The following is a 21,495-nucleotide window of genomic DNA, read 5'->3' as shown; positions in this document are numbered from 1 at the left end:
GAACGGAGCAAAATGAATGACTGGAGTGAGACTGATTATTTAAACTATCACTACCAAATAAAAGCTTTTTCCATCATTTCCAACTCTGCTCTAGAAATTCCTATTTTTGTGGCTATCGCTTTCCAGTTGCTTGTAACTTGTATAACTTCTTGAATGATGTTTTCCATTTGTAAAGTATTCAATCTAAAATATTCTCCAACACTTATAGCTAATTCAAAATCCAGTGCATTGTTGTCCATATCAATATTGAGAGCCAAACCATCTTTGTCTATGGAGGGGTTAAGATCGTAAGCAGGGGAGAGTATCCAACCTTCTTTGGTTAAAATAAATCCATGGTTACGCAAATGGTCATCGGTGTTAGAAATGACTATATTAAAAACGATTCTGCGCCATAGTTGGTGAAGATTTTCTTCTACGTTTGCACCTTGATTACTAATAAATTCGGCAATATCTAAATAACTTGCAGGATTATCTCTTATAGTATCTTCATTGTTGCCTGTCATTGTCATAGCCGACGCAAAATGAATTCTTTCACCGTTCTCCCTGTCAAAGCGTTTGGTAAAGAAAGTATGATGGTTGCCCATGATTTTTTCTATTCGACAGGGTGCCATATCAACTCCAGCACTAGTGGCCAATTTATAGGCTAAAAATTCCCAAGCTGCTTTGTCTACAGTATCTGTTTTGGAGGGGAATTTAGCAATCCAAAGACTTTTATCGTTGTCTAAAATATTGGCTTTGGGTCTTGCACCACCTAATGAAGATCCAGGCGCCATAAGAACAGATAGCCATTTATTGACCTCTTCATTATCTTTGTCGTTTTCGAAATTAGCGGCTGCATTTTGGAGTTCTCGGATAGAAGACCATGGCGGGGTAGAAGCGTTTTTATTGTTATCTAAAAAATCACCATTAGCTTCAATTTTAAATCGGAATGCTCCCATACGACTTTCATCATATACACCTAATAGAAAATCAATATCATAGAGTGTTTTTGGCTTTTCATTCCTTTCTCTAGCAAGCTGGGCTTCTCGGCGTTTCATTAAGGTACGTCCCCAAGTATCAGGCATGCTGTCTAAAAAAATGCCAAAGTTCTCTTTTTGGTTCGGGTATTGTGGACCAGCATATAATTGAATGTCTGGATCCAAAAGGAATTTTTGTTCAGTTTTGAGCCAGTTTCTATCGTATTCAAAACTAAATGCTTTTTTACCTTTGGCTTGTTGTGCAGATAAGACACCTATTAATTTAGGTTCCTTCATTTCTTGCCAATGGGCGTAAACGTAGATGTCGGTTTTACTTAGTGACATGTTGTGTGTTTTGAATAAGTGATCTGTTTAATTTGTTTCTAGCACGGGATTACTTTAATAGTTCGAGGTCTTGAAGTTTTCTTCCTAGTTCGTCGTCAGCAGCTATTTTTAAAAAATCGTCTTGCAAACCGAGTACTCTAAGAACATTAAAATAGGCACCTATAGCCACACTAGAGTTTCCTTTTTCTATTTGGTATAAAGTGGTTCTAGCAATATCGGCTCTTTCAGCAATTTGTATTGCAGTGAGTTTTCTTCTTTTTCGAGCCAATTTAATATTCTCACCCATTTGCTCTAAAAGGAGTTGGTGTTTAGGGAACAAGACTTGCTTTTTCGCGCTCATTTTTATAAATGTTCATTAATATGGACAAAAATAGCAAATATGTACATAATAACAAACATTGAATAAGTGTTTCTTCTATTTAGGGTCATTTATTTTACCCCTCTTGCACTAAATGTTGCAAATTAGGATCGTTTTTAATGCGTTCCAATTCACTTTCTATAATAAGAACAATATCACGCTTAATCTGTTTGTAATTAGCCTCAATTTCGACTTTCATATTATCTTGTCCGTTTTCATCAACGAAAGGTAAAATAACGGGTATCTTTTTATAAGCTTTGGTTTCTGCCGCTACTTTTTCATTATCTACCACAATTTCAGAATGGAAAATTTTCTGTTCGATGCGTTCGTCAAAATTATCTGAAACAGCTCCCACAAACACACCTTGCGTAAGCGTAGAGATTTTTGATGCTGGTATCAAGCTGTCTAGTTGTGTAGATATTGAGGTTGATTTGTCATTTCTATTGATGGTTAGACTCTGACGTTTCTGTAATACTTTGCCAAACCGTTCGGATAAGCTTTTGGCCGTTTCTCCCACAACCTGACCACTAAAGATGTTGCCCACCGTATTTTGGATAACCTTACTTTCCTTATCACCATAATCACGTGTCAATTGCGAATAATCTTGAAATCCCAAACATACCGCTACTTTATTACTTCTAGCTGTGGCTATCAAATTATCTAGTCCTCTAAAGTAGATCGTTGGCAACTCATCAATTATCACCGAACTTTTTAATTTTCCTTTCTTGTTGATTAGTTTTATAATTCTAGAATTGTACAAACCCAAGGCAGCAGAATAAATATTTTGCCTATCGGGATTGTTTCCCACGCAAAGAATTTTAGGTTCATCCGGATTATTGATGTCCAATGAAAAGTCATCGCCAGTCATTACCCAATAGAGTTGAGGTGAAATCATTCGAGACAAGGGAATTTTTGCGGAAGCGATTTGTCCTTGCAATTGATCTTGTGCGCCACCTTGCCAAGCATCCATAAACGGAGATAAATAATTTTCGAGATCAGGGTAGGAAGTAAGGATGGTAAAAACATCAACATATTTCTTGTTTAGTAACTCTATGGCATGTGGAAATGTACAATACTTTCCATTATCATAAATTTTCAGAAACCAAATAATAGCGGCTAGTAATATAATGGGAGATTCCACAAAGAAATCGCCTTGCTTTTGTATCCAACTGCGGTTAAGATTCAACATAATGGTATAGGCAGATTCATAAGCATCTGAGATGTCTGTCATAAAATCTGGATTGATAGGATTGCAACGATGACTTCTGCTAGGATCGTCAAAGTTGATGATATAGAATTTTGGTTTAACGGTATACTTGTCCGAATGTTTTAGTAAATGATTATATGCAATGGTAGAAAGATCATCGAATTTGAAATCATAGATGTACATCGAAAATCCTTTTTCGATATGCTGCTTGATATAGTTGTTTATAATGGCATAACTCTTACCAGATCCTGGTGTTCCTAAAACGATGGAAGCTCGAAAAGGATTTACAACATTAATCCAACCTTCGTTCCATTTGCCTTTGTAATAAAATTTGGTTGGCAAATTAACGGAATATTCGTTTTGCATTAATTTGGTTTCTTGCATGAAGCTTTCATTCTCATTATTAAAAACATCGCTCATAAGATTGGTACGCAGCAGTCGACTGATCCAAACGCCAGCCATCATTAACGAAATATAGCCCGCTGAGGTAGTCGTTATGTATAACGAAATAGCTAAATCAGCGGATAACTTCAGCAATGGTGTGTTGAGAAAAAAAAGTATAAATCCAATGACTAAGGCACTAGATATTTTAGACCAAGTAATTTTTTCGTTTTTGACTCCTTTTGTACCCAAACAATTTAAAGCTAACAATACCAAAGCAAAAATCTTGGTGTATAAGCTGTGAGAGAATAGACTTGCAGTCCGTTGAAAATTACCTAGTATCTTGTTAATGATTTGTAATGTCCAGCCCTTTTCTAAGAAAAAACTATAACAAAACCAGTAAAAGTGCATGAGTATTAGAAGGATACTTACAGCGCGCATGAAAGCCATTATTTTGGCGAGCCCTCTTAAATCGTCTTGTCCTTGCATAATTAAAAAGTTAAAAATGTAACAAGCGAAAGTAGATCGAACGTAAAAGAATCTAAGTCAATTGACTTCCGTTGGCATCCATTGGCGTTGGTTGTCTCGCTAAACTATTTCTTTCCGTGATGATTGTTACGTTTTGTCTTTTTCTTTATTTGATTAGCAAATACTTGCTCTTCATAATCTTCACCTTGAGCATTTGGTAATAAAGTAACAAGGCTTTCTATAAGTCCAAAGTCAGGTATAGAATGGGTTGAATAATTTCCATTAAGAAAATCAAAAAGTGCATGTGGTTTTTCTGTTTCTGGTTTGGATTCATTTTTACTAGCTGTGGATGAAATTGTTTTGGTTTTCTGTCTCTCATTTTGAACTTTTTGAGTCCCTTCATTTTTCCATAAATCATTAAAAACGTTGGCAGATAAATTTTTACTTAATTGGGATCCATTCCAAACAGTGCGAGATTCATGGTCAATAAAAGTCATTCCGTATATACGACCTTGAGCATTTCTTCGAACAATTGTATTAACTCCTTGATCAACTAGTTGTTTTTTGAAATCAGTTTCATTGTTAGTGGTGTGCATGGCAACCTCTATCGAATTTTTCAGGATTTCTTTAACAGGTGCTGTTTTCATTTTTTCTTTGGATTGTTCGAAATGCTTTTGCAAACTTTCTATGCCAGCCTGTTTTCCAAAAAGAGAGGATTTGAAAGGATTTGTCACTTTTTCTCCTTTTTCATTCAGTGCAAAATAAACAAGACCTTGCTTAGATTGACCCTGCATTTCACCTGTTATTTGCTCAGCAGTAATATTAAAAAGAGAAAGTAGTGCATTATAAGTTCCCAAACTTTGATACTGATAATACTTTGGCAGATGTCGAATTACCGATGCTATTTGACTTTTTACATTGGCTTCCTTGTAATCAACTGGTTTAAAAATTACTTCCTTCGGTTTTTGATTCTGTTCAGTTGCAGGAAGTAATTGATATTTTTGCTCCAATGCACGGCACGCATTCATGGAACGTAATTTCTCATATGAATCAGATAACTTTTTTCCGTAACGATCAACGCAGGTCGAAACGATATGAATGTGAGTTCGTTCAATATCGGTATGCTTAAAAACCACATAAGGCTGGTCTCCATAACCAATAAGTTCCATATAGTCTTGTGCGATTTTTTTAAAGTCTTCGTCACTTACACTATCTTTTGGGTTTGGGTTAAGAGAAATATGCAAAACAGGTTTTTCTGTTCGCTTGTTTGCCATTAGATAAGGTTCGAACGAAGGGTATAATTGGCTAACAGTAAACTGTCCATTGACTGTTTCTCTTATTCTATGAGTCGATAAAATTGATCCATTTTCTTGATCTACTTTTAGTTGGTTATACGAAAGTGCACCAATTATATTTGCTCCACGACCAATTTTTGCTATCATTTTTCTCCTTTTTTCAAATGTTTTACTTCAAACTCTTCTGTTAATTGCGTTATGGCACGGCATAATTGCGCTAACTCGATCGTTTGTTTTTCCAATTTAAAGAGATAGGCTGCTGCTTTCTTTTCAGAAAAATTGCGGTACAATATCTTGACAATTTGATTGTAATTAACGCCAACAGCACGAAACTGACCATACAAAGTGGTTAAGCGCATGTAATAATCCATTGCTGCTAGATCTACTTTAACCGTTTTTATTTGCTTTTCAAATAAGAGAGAAGTGATAAATAGCGCTTTACTATCCGCTCCCGAAGCTTCAAAAAGAGAAAGGAATTTTGCGTTTTCCTGGTCTGTTAATCGAAAAACATAGCGGTGGATACTAGGATTCTTTTTAGGATTTCTACCGCCTTTGTGTTGTTTTTTGTTTTGTTGATTCTCCATTGTGATTCTAACTTTAATTTTTAGAAAACCCCGACTTCGGAGGGAGTTTTAAGCCCCTGCAAGGGCAAGTTGTTTTGAGGCACGGAATTCATTTCGAGTGCCTCAAAACACAACTTGCTCTGTTCTGGTGAACAGATAATCCGTCCGCCTGTCGGCGGAACAGATTTAATAAAGCAGGGATAAATGGCTTTAAGCCGTTCCTGTTCTTATTCAAATATAGATTTGGGCCTTTCATTTTTTAATTTATTTACTTCTTTAACAAAGTAAATCATTGAATTTTAGAATGGTATAGTAGTATGTGTAGCCAAATAATGCCATGTAACGCCAATGAGTTCATAGTTCTGAGATGGTTTGGAGTTACCAGCTTTCTTTGTTTCAAAGTTGTAAAAGGATATTTAAAAACGTTTCTATATCCAATTTCAAACACAAATACCAAGGTGCAGGAGTAAGCAAGTATTTAGTAAAATAGTAAGGTATAAAACGATAAAGTTTTAAAACTATGCAACTATAAAAGCATAAAAGCAGTATTATAAATGAGCATGCATATTACCAATAAACAAGGCATAGCTGTTGGAAATTGTATGAATATGTAATTGTAAATACACACATACTTAAAGCAAATAAATAGGGCAAAACCTTGTATGGAAATACAAGAAGGTATGTAGGTGTAAAGCGAAATAATTTAGTAAATAGATAACTTTAAAATTTTAAGTAATGGAAACAATAAAAAAAACTTTAAAAATTAGTTTCTCTACCCAAAAGGGTGGAGTAGGGAAATCTACAATGACAACCTTTTTAGCTAGTGTGCTTCATTATCGATTGGGATTTAATGTATTGGTTTTGGATTGTGATTTTCCGCAGCATAGTCTCGGCAATATGAGAGACAGAGATCTTAAAACCGTGATGCAAAATGAGTATCATAAGAGAGCGGCAGTGAAGCAATTTCAGTCGATTGATAAAAAAGCATTTCCTGTCATTCGTTGTAAAGCCGACAATGCGCTAGAAAAAGCGTCAGAATATGTAGGTCAATCGAATAGTGATTGGAATATTATTTTGTTTGATCTTCCAGGAACCGCCAACACCAAGGGCGTTTTGACCACATTAAAAGCAATGGACTTTATCTTTTCTCCCATTACTGCTGATCGTTTGGTCGTAGAAAGCACTTTGGGATTTGCCAAAGCATTTCTACAACTTCCAGAAACAGATGGAGGTAACAAGAATTTAAAATTTTGGTTGTTTTGGAATCAAGTGGATAGGAGGGAGAAGACTAGTTTGTATAAGGCCTATCAAGGTGTAATAGAAGAATTGGGGCTTTCTATAATGGAGTCAAAAATAATGGATAGTAAACGTTTCCGCAAGGAAACGGATGATACTAGTAATTATATTTTTAGATCTAGCCTGCTTCCTGCTGAGCCTAATTTGATGAAGTTAACCAAGCTAGATCTTTTTGTCAATGAATTTCTCAAAATCATAAACCCTTAAATCTTTTCTTGTATGGAATCTGATAAAAAGCATAAGGGTTTTCAAAAACCAGTTGTAGATGAAGATTACCTCATGAATATTATGAGTGGGGATGAAGCGGTTAACAACGATAAAAACACAAGCCAAAGTGTCGAAGCTAAGGAAAACAAACCTAAAGAGAAAATTCGTGTAAGCGCTCAAAAAAAACGGAATTATGAAGAAGTATTTCTCACTAACAGATATCCGTCTGGTCGTAGCGGGAAGGTTGTGTATATAAGACCTGAATACCACGAACGACTCCTTCGAATTGTTCAATTGACAAGGGAAGAGAAAACAACATTGTATTCTTATATCGATAACATTTTAGAACAGCATTTCAGTGATTTTGGAACCGAAATCCAGGAATTTTTCAATGAGAGAAACAAGCCGATTTTTTAAACAATGTATAACACTAAATAGTATGGAAACAGTAATTGTAATTTGTCTGCTCATCGTCATTTTCCTTTTGGCAAAGGATAAAATTGTCATTAAAAAATATCATAAGCATCAACCAAATCAAGAGAAAGTTAACTCTAGTCTCCCGGATATTATGGGACAGCCTAAGCCTCAAAGAAGCCTTTCTGTGCCAAAGAAATCCAATGACGGTCAAGTGCAAAAAGAAGAGCATCATAATGATAATTTTGATATAGAAATCGACGAAAATAAAGTCGAATTACAAATTTCACAAGAAGAGCTGGATGAAGTTTTTGGGAATGTACCTGATTTTGAGAATGAGGAGGAAGAATGGAATAGTTATGGACTATCCGATGGCGATAATGGTTTTGCCCAAGGGGTTACCTTTGAAGAATTAAGCACTGTAAAAACGTTGTTAAAAAAAGAGAAAATGAGACCCTCTCAAAAGGAAACAGCAACAGTCCTACTTCAGAAAATACAAGGAACCGAATTATTCGACCTATTGGAAAATTCCATCGAAGATGCTTCTCAAAAAATAGCCAAGCTGCTAGACAGTAAAATTTCTTCAGAAACGGATTCTGGTTCTTCTTTTTTGCATAAAAATGATTTGGAAGATTTTGATATTGGGGAGTTTGTGTGAATAAGTTATAAATCAAATTAATTTGATTCAAATCTAATAATGTTCGCTTGATGGAACAAAAAAGAAATATTGTCCTTTGTTTTACTTCTATTTAATTACAAATCAGTTGTGCAGGTGATATTTATAACTTCATTTATCCTAATTGTACGAAACTCATTTTCTGTATGTATTCAAACCAGTGTGCAAGGATATCATTTCAGTCTCATCTACTATCGATTTAAAATCGCTTAAAAGTGACTGCATTTCTAAAGCCTTAATTACTATGACGAATTGGTACATTGGAAGATCATTTAATAAAGATAATAATTCCATAATAATTAAATTTTACTTTTTTTGCAGTCGAACTAACCCTGGAATTTTACTTAAATCCACAAAGAAATTTTCATTCTTACGGTTTTTATCTTCTAAATCGGTATATCCAAGAAGGCCTGCAATTGTTTGAACAGTAGGTTTACGCTTAGTAACATTATCTCTAATTTTACTGTGATAAAAATGCTCTCTTAAACCTAAAACGGTATTAACATAGAAATACATTGAACCTTTACCGTCAGGATTTTTTGACAGGTTACAATATGTGTCAAATTCAGGACTTATCATAATCATTTCAAATATAGAATAATCTGCTTTTCCCATATGAACAGACTGTGAATGTTCACTAAAAATTTTATCTTTTGGTGGAATTTTATTTTTTAAGGCTTCTTCGATTTCTGGATTATGTAATAATAGAAAGATTACACACTTTTTTTCTTTCATATCATCTTCAGTAATTATTAAATCTGGTCTTTCGTGTAGGAGTAACAATAGAGATAAAGCAAGTTTTTTGGTAATGAGTTCATCTTCAATTGCTTTAATTTCTAAATTAATCTTGCCATTTATACTCACTAATATTAGAAATTCTTCGTCAATAGTTCTGCATGACAAAAAAGGAAGACATTTCCCAAGAAGAGAGAAGATAGAATCTAAATCCTGATGTGATAATAAATCTTCAGATTGTTCGATTGCTAATCCTAGGATACTGTACGAATATTTAGCTTTAAAACCGCTATAAATAATGATATTTAGGAATTCTTTAAAAAGTAACTTACCCTCTCCTTTATTTTGCTTTTTACAAAATTCAACAAAAGATAAAAATTGCTGAATTATATTTCTTTGAACATCTGAATGAGAAAAATATTTTTTAAATAAAATTCTAAAATTCTTTACAACAGATTCATCTGAGGGATCATTGCTTATTATCTCTTCAATATCATCAAAATCTTCATCAACAAATGCCTTTTCGATTAATTTTGTAGTTAAAATATTGGCTTCATTTTTTGCTCCGGCAGAGTTATACAGAGTTATAGCTTTAGCTATATTACTTCTATAATTTTGGTTGTATTGCTCCATTTTAGCATAATAATTAGCACAATCTTCATACGTCTGAGCCGCTTTGGTATTGTCTCCTAGTAATTCTAATATTTCTGCCTTTTCATTTAATGCATTAGCTATACCATAATAATAATTTACTACTGAACATGCGGTAAAAGATTTTTCAGCATATTCAAGACCACCTACTAAATTTCCATCCGCTGTTTCAACACTCGCCAAAATCCAATATATACGGCCTTCATCTTTTTTTATATTATACTGAACAGTGTAAACTAATGCTTCCTTATAAATCGCCTTGGCTCCCTCAATATTTTTCTCATCCCTCAAAATATTACCGAAATTAATTAAATTCAAAATTGCTCTGTCCTTCATCTCATATTTTTGACAAAGTTCTATTGCTTTTTTACAATATGTTTTTGCACTCTCAAATTTCTTCTTTTTTCGATAGATTGACGTTAGTGCATTTAAAACGATTACTTCAATGGAGAATTCAGTATCATCGCCTTTTATAATTTCCAATAATTGTAAACCATATTTTTCTACATCGTCCTGATACTGATCATCAAGAGCGAGACTCGAAATTAAATTAGCTAAACTGCTTATCATTCCTCTTCTGTCTCCAAGATCTTTAAAAATTTCAAAAGCCTGCTTACTAGCCATTGCAGCCTTAGTAGTTTCTGACATATCAACATAAATTTTGGACAGAGTAACTAATATTGGAGCTTTTACTTCTTTATTTTCCTCTTTTAAATCATAAAAAATTTTATCAGCCATTTCTGTTGCTTCCGAAATACTTCCTAGTTCAACTAAATCAGCTGCTTTAAATATCAATGCCGCAGCAAGCATTTTTTTATTTTTTACTTTTTCAAGATAAAAAATTGAATGATCTAATTCCGAACGTGATTCTTCCTTATTTCCGAGTAGATTATTTGCATGGCTTAAATGATAGTATAAATATCCTTTTTCAATATTTTTCTTAACCTTACTGAGCGTTCTTTTTATAACTTTTACAGCAAAAGGAAGTTCTCCCCAATCTAATAATTTGGGAAAAACATCAAACAAATACTTATCAACTTTTTCTGGAGCTATGTCAATTAAAAGGTAAGTTGCTTGAATTATTTCATCATTCGATAAAAAGTAATTCCCAAGTTTTATCAAATAATGTTCAAGTAGTCCTTTATCTTTTATCTTATCTAAAATAAACTCTTTAAAGGTAGGATGAAAAATATGTAATGAGCCATTTATATTAGTGACCAATGTAGATAAATTTTCAATTACTTTAGAAAACTCCAATGGTGACGCAAACGAAAGAGCTTCTGATAATTGGATAGTATTTATGCTAAAATGAGGAGCTGAAATTAGTATTAAAATTTCCTGTTCATATATACTTAAGTCGCTCCAAATTACTTCTTGAAAAGCTATTAAACTTTCAGGCAATGAAGTAATTTGAAAATTAGTTAAGTAAAATAAGTACAAAGGATTACCTATTGATGCTTTTCGAATTTTATTGAATTCTAAAGCACCAACTATCTTACCATGAGAGTTTAAAAAAGTTTTTATTTCCGAATCGGTGAAAGCTTTGCACTCATAATTTATTACACCCGCTTTTGAAAAAAGATTTTTTTTACGGGTTGCAAATAAAAATTTATTATTGAATTTTTGCAGGGGTATAATTTTCGCTACAGTATCCGGAAGCTGCTCACAATCATCAATGATTATCGTAGCACTCGTTTTTTGTAGACTACTTTGAAGCCATTCAACGGCTTGATCAATATCAACCACTTCAAGCAAATCTTCATCGTTTAGCTGGCGAATTTTGTTTATTAAATATGAAAAGATACTTATGGGAGATTTATCTTTAACAGAAATGTAAATAACCTTTTTAAGGTCTTTTGCAAACTGATACAATATGGTTGTCTTGCCCATACCTGGCTCTCCGTAAAAAATCAATTGATTATGTTCTTCTAAAACATTTTGAATTTTTGATACTTTGTCTTTTCTTTCAATAAGTTTTTTTTTTGATAGTCCCTCGGACAATGCTTCAAAAAACGGTGTGGAATATAATTCCTGAAGCTTCTCCTGTTTTTGCTTATTAAGAAGTTCAAGCATTTCAGGAGAATTATTTATGTGCAAGCCTCCCGCTACATTATATATAGTATGGGCGCTCTGTGAGGGTATATCAATAATTTCCATAAATTATTTCTGGTTTGGTTTATAATCTCCAGAGATATTTATAATATTTTTTTTGGCGTTTTGAACTCCAATATTAAAGCCGTTGGTATTACTAAATTCCATTTTGGACACCTGTGTTAATACAGATTCATTTTCTTTGATCCATACTTTAATCTCTGTAAACATTTCCTCATTATATTTTTCCCCAGACACTGATTCATATACATCTTCAATGTCTCTCTCTGGTTTTGAAGTATTTACTGACGCTTGGCTGCATATAGTTTCTAAATAGGTATCAACCTCCGTGTCATTTTTAAAGAATTTCCTAATTCTTTCTTTTAAGGACGAAAAATCAATTGTGCTTTTTAAAACATCATAAGTAGCGCTGGCTATAACTTTAGTGGCGATATCAGCCTTATAAGCCAATACAAAAGCACTCACGGCTGAAAAAATTGTAAACATAGTTAGGGTTTGTTAAAATATTGTGTTAGTTCGTTTTTATCATTTTGGATTTGTTGAATTATTCTCTCTTCTGTATAAAATTCATCATCAGGATAGTAGCTGTCAAATGATTCGAACGTAAATAAAAGATAATCTAAAATACGATTTGGATATCCCAGACCTGTAAAATCACAAGTGAGATCAGCATTTTGCTTTAGTCTTTCAAATATTGTCAAGTTACAAATAGCCTGCATTACTTGATCTTTTTCAAATTCTTTCTCTAATTTTTCTATAATGATTTCCAGCCACTTGTTTTGTAATCTGTTCAACGTTAAAGGAAGATATGACTTTATTTCTAAAAATCTTCGTTCCCCAAGTTCGTTTAATGGGAACTCAGTAGATTTTGGCCTAGTCTTTTTTACAAAATCAGATTGATTTTTTGTTGCATGATATACCGTCGCCATATTATCTTCAGAAATATTATTTTCTTCATAAAAATTAAACTCTGTTTTAAAAAAATGCTTTTCCCCTTTTTTGACAATTTTTTCCCCTTTTGCAATAACATATCCAATAGAAAAATTATTTATATGTTTTATATTATTTTTAAAGTCCAGGTAACTTTTGCTTAAAGTAGGAATTTCCTTGAATTGGGTATATAACATGGCAACAGGAGTAATTTTTTCTTTATGGCTCTTTGGAACCATTCGATCAATAAATCTTTTCCTATCAGGGGTAATCCCCAGTGCATAACCACCGTCATTTGTTTCAATAAAATCCAAAGCGACGGCATTTCCGTCTCCATTCGATTTATCAATCCAGTTTAATAATATATTAAAAAAATCTTCACCGGGTTTTTCATTTTCAAACATAAATAAAAGTGACTCTGGCTTGATTAAATCATTTACGCCCTTTGAAAACTCATAGCATAAACCAGTACATTTTGCTGCTTTAAATAAATTTGAAAATTCAGGATCACCCACTAGCATTAGGTGAGGTTTCAGACCATAATCAAATCCAATTTTTGAAAAATCCAATTTATTCATACTTACATTTAAGTTAGTTAACAAATATACCATTATTTGGATTATATTTTTTATTGGTTTATCGAATCTCAATTGTAAATATCATAGTTGACTGATAAGATGGAATAAATATATTTTATTATACCTTAAACTATCGATTTAAGAATATGAGTTTTAATTGGAACTAAAAACTTTACTATTTTCCAAAATCTATTATTCTTCAGATAGTATCTCATTAAATCTTTTAAAGGGTTGAATTCTGTACAGTCAAGGTCATTTGATGAGCCATTGAAGAAATGTGTTAAAATGCAATTTGTAAATGCCCCTAACTGCCAAATAATTCTTCTCACTACCACTTTGCGAAAGCACCTTCTTATCCGTGAGATATTTGTCGTCGAAAACCCGCAGGCTGCGGGAAAATAACAACAATTTAAAGTGTTTTAATCATGGGAAATCAAGTTAAAAAAGTGATGTTGATAGCAGTGACTATGCTGTCAACAATTAGTGCAGTTGCACAAGGAAACGGAACAGCAGGAATCACGGAAGCGACACAAATGGTGACTTCTTATTTTGATCCTGCTACCAAACTTATTTATGCTATTGGAGCAGTAGTGGGTCTCATTGGAGGAGTGAAGGTGTATAACAAGTTCAGTAGCGGTGATCCAGATACGAGCAAGACTGCTGCTAGTTGGTTTGGAGCTTGTATCTTTTTGATTGTAGCGGCAACTGTTTTACGCTCTTTCTTTCTATAATTTTTTGCGGTATGAATATATATAATATTAATAAAGGTATTGGAAGAACGGTGGAGTTCAAAGGACTCAAAGCGCAGTACTTGTTCCTATTTGCAGGTGGTTTGCTCGGGATGCTTATCCTGATAATGATCTTGTACATGACTGGAGTCAATTCTTATCTGTGTCTCTTTATAGGAATCGGTGGAGGATCGCTATTAGTATGGCAAACTTTTTCATTGAACAACAAGTACGGTGAACATGGTTTGATGAAAGTGGGAGCGAAGAAGCGTCATCCACGGTTTATCATCTGTCGTAAGCCTGTGCATCGCTATTTTCAGTTGAATTCCAAAATGCATCAGCTATGAGAAATAAATCAAAAGCGTCAACACTGGAAAGTAAGTTTCCGTTGTTGGCACTAGAAAATAATTGTATTATCTCTAAGGATGCTGATGTCACAGCTTGTTTTCGAGTACAGTTACCAGAGCTTTTCACAGTAGCCTCTGCGGAATATGAAGCCATTCATTCCGCTTGGCATAAGGCTATAAAAACCTTATCTAATTATACGGTGGTGCACAAACAGGATTGGTACATTAAGGAAAAATATGCTCCTGATATTGCCAAAGAAGATTTGAGTTTTTTGGCAAAGTCCTACCAGCAACATTTTAATGAGCGCCCGTTTCTCAATCATTATTGTTATCTGTTCTTAACAAAAACGTCCAAAGAACGTATGCAAATGCAGAGTAATTTCTCTTCGCTTTGCAAAGGAGTGCTCATCCCAAAAGAGCTAAGAGATAAGGAAACCATTTCTCGCTTTATGGAATCGGTGGCGCAATTTGAGCGAATTGTGAACGATTCCGATTTTATAAAATTGGAACGATTAAGTGAGGAAGATATCATTGGAACAGATGACAAACAAGGATTATTGGAACAGTACCTAAGCCTTTCAAGAGAGGAGGGAACGCCATTGCAAGATATTGCTTTGGGCGGAGAAGAAGTTCGCATAGGAAACAAAAGGCTTTGTCTGCACACCTTATCCGATACCGATGATTTGCCTAGTTCAGTATCAGCAGAAACTCGTTATGAAAAATTGTCTACCGATAGATGTGACTGTCTCTTGTCTTTTGCTGCACCAGTTGGATTGTTGTTAAGCTGCAATCACATCTACAACCAATATCTTTTTTTAGATAACAGCGAAGACAACCTGCGCAAGTTCGAAAAATCAGCAAGAAATATGCATTCCTTGGCACGGTATAGCCGAGCCAATCAAATCAATAAGGAATGGGTCGAACGTTATTTGAATGAAGCACATTCTTTCGGACATGCTTCTATTCGGGCACATTTCAATGTAATGGCATGGTCCGACAATCCAGTGGAATTAAAACAACTAAAGAACGACACCGGCAGTGCTTTGGCGTTGATGGAATGTAAACCAAGGCACAACACTACAGATGTTGCAACGCTTTACTGGGCAGGAATGCCAGGTAATGCAGGGGACTTTCCGAGTGAAGAAAGCTTTTACACTTTTATAGCACCTGCGCTTTGTTTTTTCACTGAAGAAACCAATTATAAAAGTTCACCTTCTCCTTTTGGAATCAAAATGGCTGACCGATTGACTGGAAAACCCATTCATTTGGATATTTCTGATTTGCCCATGAAGCGCGGTATTATCACGAATAGGAACAAATTCATATTAGGACCATCAGGTTCAGGAAAGTCCTTTTTCACCAATCACATGGTAAGACAATATTACGAGCAAGGTGCGCATGTGCTGTTGGTGGATACAGGTAATTCGTATCAAGGATTATGTGAATTAATCAAGGGAAAAACCAAAGGAGAAGATGGCGTTTATTTCACCTATACCGAAGACAATCCGATAGCCTTTAACCCTTTTTACACCGATGATGGCGTGTTCGATATTGAGAAAAGAGAAAGTGTCAAAACTTTAATATTGACCTTATGGAAAAGGGATGATGAACCACCAACACGCTCAGAAGAAGTGGCACTTTCAAATGCAGTGAGTGGTTACATCGAACGAATCAAGCGGCAGGATGATTTTCCTTCTTTCAATGGGTTTTATGAATTTGTACAAGGAGATTATAGGCAAGTATTAGAAGATAAAAAGGTACGAGAAAAAGACTTTGATATTGCCAACTTCTTAAATGTCTTAGAACCTTACTACAAAGGAGGTGAATACGATTATTTGTTGAATTCCGAAAAGCAACTGGATTTACTTTCTAAACGATTTATTGTTTTCGAAATAGATGCGATCAAGGATCATAAAATCCTTTTTCCAATAGTGACCATCATTATTATGGAAGTTTTTATCAATAAGATGCGTCGATTGAAGGGAGTACGAAAATTAATTCTGATTGAAGAAGCTTGGAAAGCTATTGCAAAAGAAGGGATGGCAGAGTACATCAAATACCTTTTTAAAACGGTGCGAAAGTTTTTTGGAGAAGCCATTGTTGTAACGCAAGAAGTTGATGATATCATCCATTCTCCCATTGTGAAAGAAAGTATTATCAATAATTCGGATTGTAAAATACTGCTGGATCAAAGAAAGTACATGAACAAATTTGACGATATCCAATCGATGCTTGGTCTGACTGAAAAAGAAAAAGCGCAAGTACTTTCCATCAATATGAACAATGATCCCAAGCGACTTTACAAAGAAGTTTGGATTGGACTAGGCGGTACGCATTCGGCAGTATATGCTACAGAAGTTAGTTTCGAGGAATATTTAGCCTATACCACTGAAGAAACAGAAAAGTTGGAAGTCATGCAACTTGCAGGACAATTAGATGGAAATGTAGAAAAGGCTATCAAAAGGATTGCCCTTGAGAAAAGGGAAAAAGAAAACAATTAGTAAAAATTTTAAAAACGAATAGCAATGAAAAATTTAAAAATTATGGTATGTATGGTGATTTTATTCGCTGTCATGCCGAATGCTAAAGCACAGTGGGTGGTCACAGATCCTACAAATTTGGCACAAGGAATAGTCAATTCTGCAAGACAGATTATACAAACTTCGACCACAGCGACCAATATGATTAACAACTTTAAAGAAGTCCAAAAAGTCTATAATCAAGGTAAAGAATATTATGATAAACTAAAGGCAGTAAACAATTTAGTGAAAGATGCTCGAAAAGTGCAACAGACTGTGTTACTTGTTGGAGATGTTTCTGAAATGTATGTAAACAATTTCGGAAAAATGTTGAACGATCCAAATTTCAATGAGCAGGAACTAACAGCCATTGCGAATGGCTATTCAATCTTACTGAATGAAAGCACAGAACTTTTGAAGGAGTTAAAACAAATTGTAAACTCTTCCAGCTTGTCGCTCAATGACAAAGAACGAATGGACATTATTGACCAAGTGTATCTGAAAGTAAAAGAGTACCACAATTTGGTTCGTTATTTCACGAATAAAAATATTTCGGTTAGTTATCTGCGAGCCAAGAAAGCCAATAACAGCCAAAGAGTATTGGATTTATACGGAACAGCGAACCAAAAATATTGGTAATCATGGAATTTAATAATCTTCACGAAGTATTACGTTCGCTCTATGACGAGATGATGCCATTATCAGCAGATATGGCAGCGGTTGCTAAGGGTTTGGCTGGATTGGGTGCATTGTTTTATGTCGCATTAAAAGTCTGGCAAGCGCTGAGTAGTGCCGAACCGATAGACGTCTTTCCTTTGCTTAGGCCTTTTGCCTTGGGTATCTGTATTACATTTTTTCCAACGATTGTATTGGGAACGCTTAATGGAGTATTGAGTCCAGTGGTGCAAGGAACGCATAGCATATTAGAAAGTCAAGTTTTAGATTTGAATGCTTTACAGCAGCAGAAAGACCTATTGGAGAGAGAGGCAATGCTTCGTAATCCTGAAACAGCCTATTTAGCATCGGATGAAGAATTTGATAAAAAGTTGGAGGAACTCGGATGGACACCCTCCGATCTAGCAACCATTTCGGGTATGTATATTGAAAGAGAAATGTACGGTGTTAAAAAAATGATACGGGATAGTTTTCGTGAATTTTTAGAAGTGCTTTTTCAAGCAGCAGCATTAGTCATAGATACGATTCGAACGTTCTTCTTAATTGTGCTTTCAATATTGGGTCCTTTAGCATTTGCGATTTCAGTCTGGGATGGATTTCAGTCTACATTAACGCAGTGGTTGACTCGGTATATTAGTGTGTATCTCTGGTTACCCGTTTCAGATCTTTTTAGTGCGATGTTGTCTAAGATCCAATCTTTAATACTCCAAAAGGATATCGACAGTTTATCTGATCCCAATTTTATTCCCGATTCATCGAGTACTGTTTACATCATATTTATGATTATTGGCATCATTGGGTACTTTACCATACCTACGGTGACTGGATGGATAATTCAGGCTGGTGGCGCAGGAAACTTTGTCCGCAATATAAATCAAACCACTACTAAAACTGGGAATATAGTAGGGGCTGGTACAGGCTCTGTTGCTGGAAATATAGGCGGTAGATTAATGAAATAACAATTTAAATAAAAGTAAAATGGAATTTAAAACTTTAAGAAATATCGAAAATAGTTTTAGTCAAATTAGGCTTTACGCTTTTGTATTTGCAGTACTGTGTGTTGGTATATCGGGTTATGCTGTTTGGGAATCTTACAGGTTCGCTGAATTACAACGTCAGAAAGTCTATGTATTAGATAATGGAAAATCGCTAATGTTGGCTCTTGCTCAGGATGCTTCTATTAATCGCCCTGTAGAGGCTCGTGAGCATGTTCGTCGGTTTCACGAGCTTTTCTTTACACTAGCTCCAGATAAAAATGCAATTGAGAACAATATGAAAAGAGCATTTAATCTTGCTGATAAAAGTGCTTTTGATTATTACAAAGACTTAGCAGAAAAAGGATATTACAATAGGATCATTTCGGGAAATGTCCAACAGCGACTTGAAGTGGATAGTGTGGTATGTGATTTTGAAACCTATCCTTATGCTGTGAAAACGTACTCTAAGCAGTTCATCATTCGATCCAGTAATGTGACAAAAAGGAATCTCGTCACTTCGTGCTACCTAGTGAATTCCGTTCGTTCTGATAACAATCCACAAGGATTCAATATGGAGAAGTTTACGGTTTTAGAAAATAATGACCTAGAAATTATTGAACGTTAAAAATAACAAAGATGAAAGAGATTCGAACAAATATTGATCTATGGATCAATGAAGTTGAGGTGAAATGGAGGATGCTTCCATTGCAGAAACAGTATAAATATATCATGGTTTGTTTTGCCGTCTATCTAATGATCAGCATAGCTGGTATTCTTATCAGTTTGATTTAGTTCCAGTAGCGTGCAATCCCTTGAGGGATCATTAATACTAATTATAAAAAAGAAAAGACATGAAAGAAAGTGAAAACAAGAAAAATGCAGTCTATGTTACAGATGGCAGTGTACATACAGCTTCTGAAGGACTGGAAGTGATTAGTGAGGGTAAAGCCGAAAAAATTAAAAAGCCAATCATTTTTGGATTGATGGCAATCGTATTTTTTGGTTGTATGTATTTGATATTTAAACCAGCAGAAAATATAAGAAATATTGAGATTCTAGGACTTAACGACTCTGTTCCTCAGGCTACAACTATTGGTTTAGAAAATGACAAACAAAAAGCCTATGAACAGGAATTATTAGAACAGAAAAATCAAGAAAAACAAAATGCCCTGACATCTCTATCTGATTACTGGAATGAAGGGAGTACAGAAGAATCTTTGCAAGATGTTCCTGAAAAAAAAGGGAATACTAACGCCTCATTAAATAGTTATCGCAATGCACAAAATACATTGGGCAGTTTTTACAATAATGATAATTCTGAAACGCAGGAATTACGCAAGCAACTAGAGGAACTAAAAGAAGAACTGGCAAGAAAGGAAGAAACACCAACTAATATTGTTGATAATCAGTTGGAGTTAATGGAGAAATCGTATCAGATGGCGGCTAAATATTTGCCGATCAGTTCAGCTTCGCCCGAAACCAAGGCAACTGGAATTTCTTCACCACCAAAAGAAGCCTTTGTTTCCATAATTCCAGAAAGGCACAAGGTCGTTTCTAACCTGGAGCAAAAAGTTGAGGAACATCCAGTAGTAGCGGCTAGCAATAGTAAATTCACAAATAATAATCAACAACAGCAAGCAAAGAATAGTATTCGTGCTGTTGTTCAAGAAACACAACTCGTCTCCGAAGAAACTAGTGTTAGCTTGCGTTTATTGGAGCCCGCAAGGATACAGAACAAAACGATCCCTGTCGGAACTATTGTAACGGCAAATTCAAAGTTTCAGCAAGGTAGGTTACAACTGAAGATCAGCTCTATTGAGTTGGAGGGAAATATTCTCCCCATTGAACTCAATATCTATGGTTTGGACGGACAACAGGGATTGGCAGTACCTTATTCTCCAGAACGTACCGCTATGACCGACATGGCAGCCAATATGGGACAAACTTCTGGCAGCAGTATAATGTTGTCAACTTCCGCTGGACAACAGATCGCAGGGGATTTAAGCCGTGGATTAGTCCAAGGTGTTTCAAATTATTTCTCCAAAAAAATTAAAACTCCGAAAGTTACCCTAAAAGCAGGACTGCAAGTACTGTTAGTCTCAAAAAAATAATTGTTTAAAATGTAAATTATATAAAATGAAAACAACAGTAAAAAACACTTTGATTGTACTAATTTTAATGTTAGGATACACATCAATTACGCACGGGCAAGAGGCCTTGTCCACGAATGCAAAGAAATACTTGAGTATAATAGAACCCTACGATATAGAAGTAACATTCGATAAAACCTCACATCTATTATTTCCCTCTGGTATTCGTTACGTAGATTTAGGTAGTACTAACTTGGTTGCTAGTAAGGCTGATGATTCTGGTAATGTTTTGAGAGTAAAAGCATTTGTTCGGGATTTTGAAGAAGAAACTAATTTTTCAGTAATAACGGAAGACGGAACTTTCTATAGTTTTAATGTCTCCTACAATTCATGTCCTAGGGTTACTAATTACAGTTTTACTAAAACTCAAAAAAGCGATCATGAACGGAATTCAAAACCAATTTTGTTTAAAGAGCTTGGGACGAATTCGCCCAACCTGGTCGACGAATTAATGGAGGAAATATACAAGCAAGACAAGCACTTTATAAAACAAATTGGTACCAGAAAATTTGGAATAGAATTTCTATTGAAAGGTATTTATATTAACGATGATAAATTTTATTTTCATACACAAATTAAGAATTCAAGCTTCGTTTCATTTCCGATTGATTTTATAAATTTTAAAGTGATAGATAAAAAGAAAGCCAAACGCACGGTTGTACAAGAAGTAATTAAACATCCAATACGAGTTTATAGCGCTATCGATGAGGTACAAGGAAAAACGGTTTCTAGAAATATTTTTGTTTTGGATCAATTTACGATCGCTGATGACAAAGTACTTCGCATAGAACTCCATGAAAAGAATGGTAGCCGATTGCAAGTTTTGGAAATCAAAAACAGCCACTTACTTAATTCCAAGTTAGTTAAGAAGCAACATATAGCGGAAGATTTAGAGTAGTGATCAAAACTAAATAACAACTGATTGCT

19 protein-coding genes are annotated in these 21,495 nt (G+C 34.7%); 11 read left to right on the top strand and 8 right to left on the bottom strand.

Annotation, left to right across the window (positions count from 1 at the left end):
* Positions 1–50: 50 nt before the first annotated feature.
* The 5 genes from ACNQGO_RS09265 to mobA form a co-directional block, all read right to left on the bottom strand.
* A complete protein-coding gene (locus ACNQGO_RS09265; protein ID WP_417985079.1) occupies positions 51–1,301 on the bottom strand; it encodes a type II toxin-antitoxin system HipA family toxin in 1,251 nt (416 codons plus the stop codon).
* 49 nt (positions 1,302–1,350) lie between these two features.
* Positions 1,351–1,641, bottom strand: coding sequence for a helix-turn-helix domain-containing protein (locus ACNQGO_RS09260; RefSeq protein ID WP_417969219.1), 291 nt, complete (start codon positions 1,639–1,641; stop codon positions 1,351–1,353).
* Between the two features lie 94 nt (positions 1,642–1,735).
* Positions 1,736–3,736: a conjugal transfer protein MobC gene (mobC, locus tag ACNQGO_RS09255; protein ID WP_417985078.1), complete on the bottom strand. Its 2,001-nt coding sequence runs from the start codon at positions 3,734–3,736 to the stop codon at positions 1,736–1,738.
* 104 nt (positions 3,737–3,840) lie between these two features.
* On the bottom strand, positions 3,841–5,157 hold the full coding sequence (mobB, locus tag ACNQGO_RS09250; RefSeq protein WP_417985077.1) for a conjugal transfer protein MobB: 1,317 nt from the start codon (positions 5,155–5,157) through the stop codon (positions 3,841–3,843).
* Positions 5,154–5,594 carry a conjugal transfer protein MobA gene (gene mobA, locus ACNQGO_RS09245; protein ID WP_417985076.1) on the bottom strand — a complete coding sequence of 147 codons (441 nt, stop codon included), beginning with the start codon at positions 5,592–5,594 and terminating at the stop codon, positions 5,154–5,156. Before mobA ends, mobB begins: the two co-directional genes overlap by 4 nt.
* Positions 5,595–6,308: 714 nt before the next feature.
* Between mobA and ACNQGO_RS09240 the strand changes: the two genes are divergently transcribed.
* Genes ACNQGO_RS09240 through ACNQGO_RS09230 form a run of 3 tightly spaced genes read left to right on the top strand, consistent with a single transcriptional unit; the run spans position 6,309 to position 8,148 of the window.
* Positions 6,309–7,076, top strand: coding sequence for a ParA family protein (locus ACNQGO_RS09240; protein WP_417985075.1), 768 nt, complete (start codon positions 6,309–6,311; stop codon positions 7,074–7,076).
* Positions 7,077–7,088: 12 nt separating this feature from the next.
* A complete protein-coding gene (locus ACNQGO_RS09235) occupies positions 7,089–7,493 on the top strand; it encodes a DUF3408 domain-containing protein (RefSeq protein WP_417985074.1) in 405 nt (134 codons plus the stop codon).
* A gap of 22 nt (positions 7,494–7,515) precedes the next feature.
* The gene (locus tag ACNQGO_RS09230) at positions 7,516–8,148 is read left to right on the top strand and encodes a conjugal transfer protein TraD (RefSeq protein WP_417947164.1); all 633 of its coding nucleotides are present in this window, start codon (positions 7,516–7,518) and stop codon (positions 8,146–8,148) included.
* Positions 8,149–8,472: 324 nt separating this feature from the next.
* Here ACNQGO_RS09230 and ACNQGO_RS09225 read toward each other — a convergent pair whose 3' ends face one another.
* From ACNQGO_RS09225 to ACNQGO_RS09215, 3 genes are read right to left on the bottom strand one after another with little or no spacing between them, the layout of a single operon-like run.
* Entirely contained in the window at positions 8,473–11,709 is a 3,237-nt protein-coding gene (locus tag ACNQGO_RS09225) for an NB-ARC domain-containing protein (RefSeq protein WP_417985073.1), read from the bottom strand.
* 3 nt (positions 11,710–11,712) lie between these two features.
* On the bottom strand, positions 11,713–12,150 hold the full coding sequence (locus tag ACNQGO_RS09220) for a hypothetical protein (protein WP_417947160.1): 438 nt from the start codon (positions 12,148–12,150) through the stop codon (positions 11,713–11,715).
* 2 nt (positions 12,151–12,152) lie between these two features.
* Positions 12,153–13,172, bottom strand: a complete 1,020-nt coding sequence (locus ACNQGO_RS09215; RefSeq protein ID WP_417947158.1) for a hypothetical protein — start codon at positions 13,170–13,172, stop codon at positions 12,153–12,155.
* Between the two features lie 425 nt (positions 13,173–13,597).
* Between ACNQGO_RS09215 and ACNQGO_RS09210 the strand changes: the two genes are divergently transcribed.
* From ACNQGO_RS09210 to traN, 8 genes are all read left to right on the top strand, one after another.
* Positions 13,598–13,903: a DUF4134 domain-containing protein gene (locus tag ACNQGO_RS09210; RefSeq protein ID WP_417947157.1), complete on the top strand. Its 306-nt coding sequence runs from the start codon at positions 13,598–13,600 to the stop codon at positions 13,901–13,903.
* Between the two features lie 11 nt (positions 13,904–13,914).
* Positions 13,915–14,247, top strand: coding sequence for a DUF4133 domain-containing protein (locus ACNQGO_RS09205; protein ID WP_417947155.1), 333 nt, complete (start codon positions 13,915–13,917; stop codon positions 14,245–14,247).
* Complete coding sequence (locus ACNQGO_RS09200) at positions 14,244–16,748, top strand: TraG family conjugative transposon ATPase (protein ID WP_417985072.1); 2,505 nt, start codon at positions 14,244–14,246, stop codon at positions 16,746–16,748. The genes ACNQGO_RS09205 and ACNQGO_RS09200 overlap by 4 nt, the downstream gene beginning before the upstream one ends.
* A 24-nt stretch (positions 16,749–16,772) precedes the next feature.
* Positions 16,773–17,405 (top strand): DUF4141 domain-containing protein, encoded by a 633-nt coding sequence (locus ACNQGO_RS09195; protein ID WP_417985071.1) that lies wholly within the window; start codon positions 16,773–16,775, stop codon positions 17,403–17,405.
* Between the two features lie 2 nt (positions 17,406–17,407).
* A complete protein-coding gene (traJ, locus tag ACNQGO_RS09190) occupies positions 17,408–18,400 on the top strand; it encodes a conjugative transposon protein TraJ (RefSeq protein ID WP_417948129.1) in 993 nt (330 codons plus the stop codon).
* A 19-nt stretch (positions 18,401–18,419) separates the two neighbouring features.
* Positions 18,420–19,043, top strand: a complete 624-nt coding sequence (gene traK / locus ACNQGO_RS09185) for a conjugative transposon protein TraK (protein WP_417985070.1) — start codon at positions 18,420–18,422, stop codon at positions 19,041–19,043.
* A gap of 226 nt (positions 19,044–19,269) precedes the next feature.
* Complete coding sequence (gene traM, locus ACNQGO_RS09180) at positions 19,270–20,529, top strand: conjugative transposon protein TraM (protein ID WP_417985069.1); 1,260 nt, start codon at positions 19,270–19,272, stop codon at positions 20,527–20,529.
* Positions 20,530–20,554: 25 nt separating this feature from the next.
* A complete protein-coding gene (traN, locus tag ACNQGO_RS09175) occupies positions 20,555–21,466 on the top strand; it encodes a conjugative transposon protein TraN (protein ID WP_417985068.1) in 912 nt (303 codons plus the stop codon).
* Positions 21,467–21,495: the final 29 nt, after the last annotated feature.

The sequence above is a fragment of the Flavobacterium frigidum genome (genome assembly GCF_048286735.1).
In the GTDB taxonomy this organism is placed as follows: domain Bacteria; phylum Bacteroidota; class Bacteroidia; order Flavobacteriales; family Flavobacteriaceae; genus Flavobacterium.
Note: the sequence above shows the minus strand (reverse complement) of the source record. Positions and strands in the feature narration are given on the sequence as shown.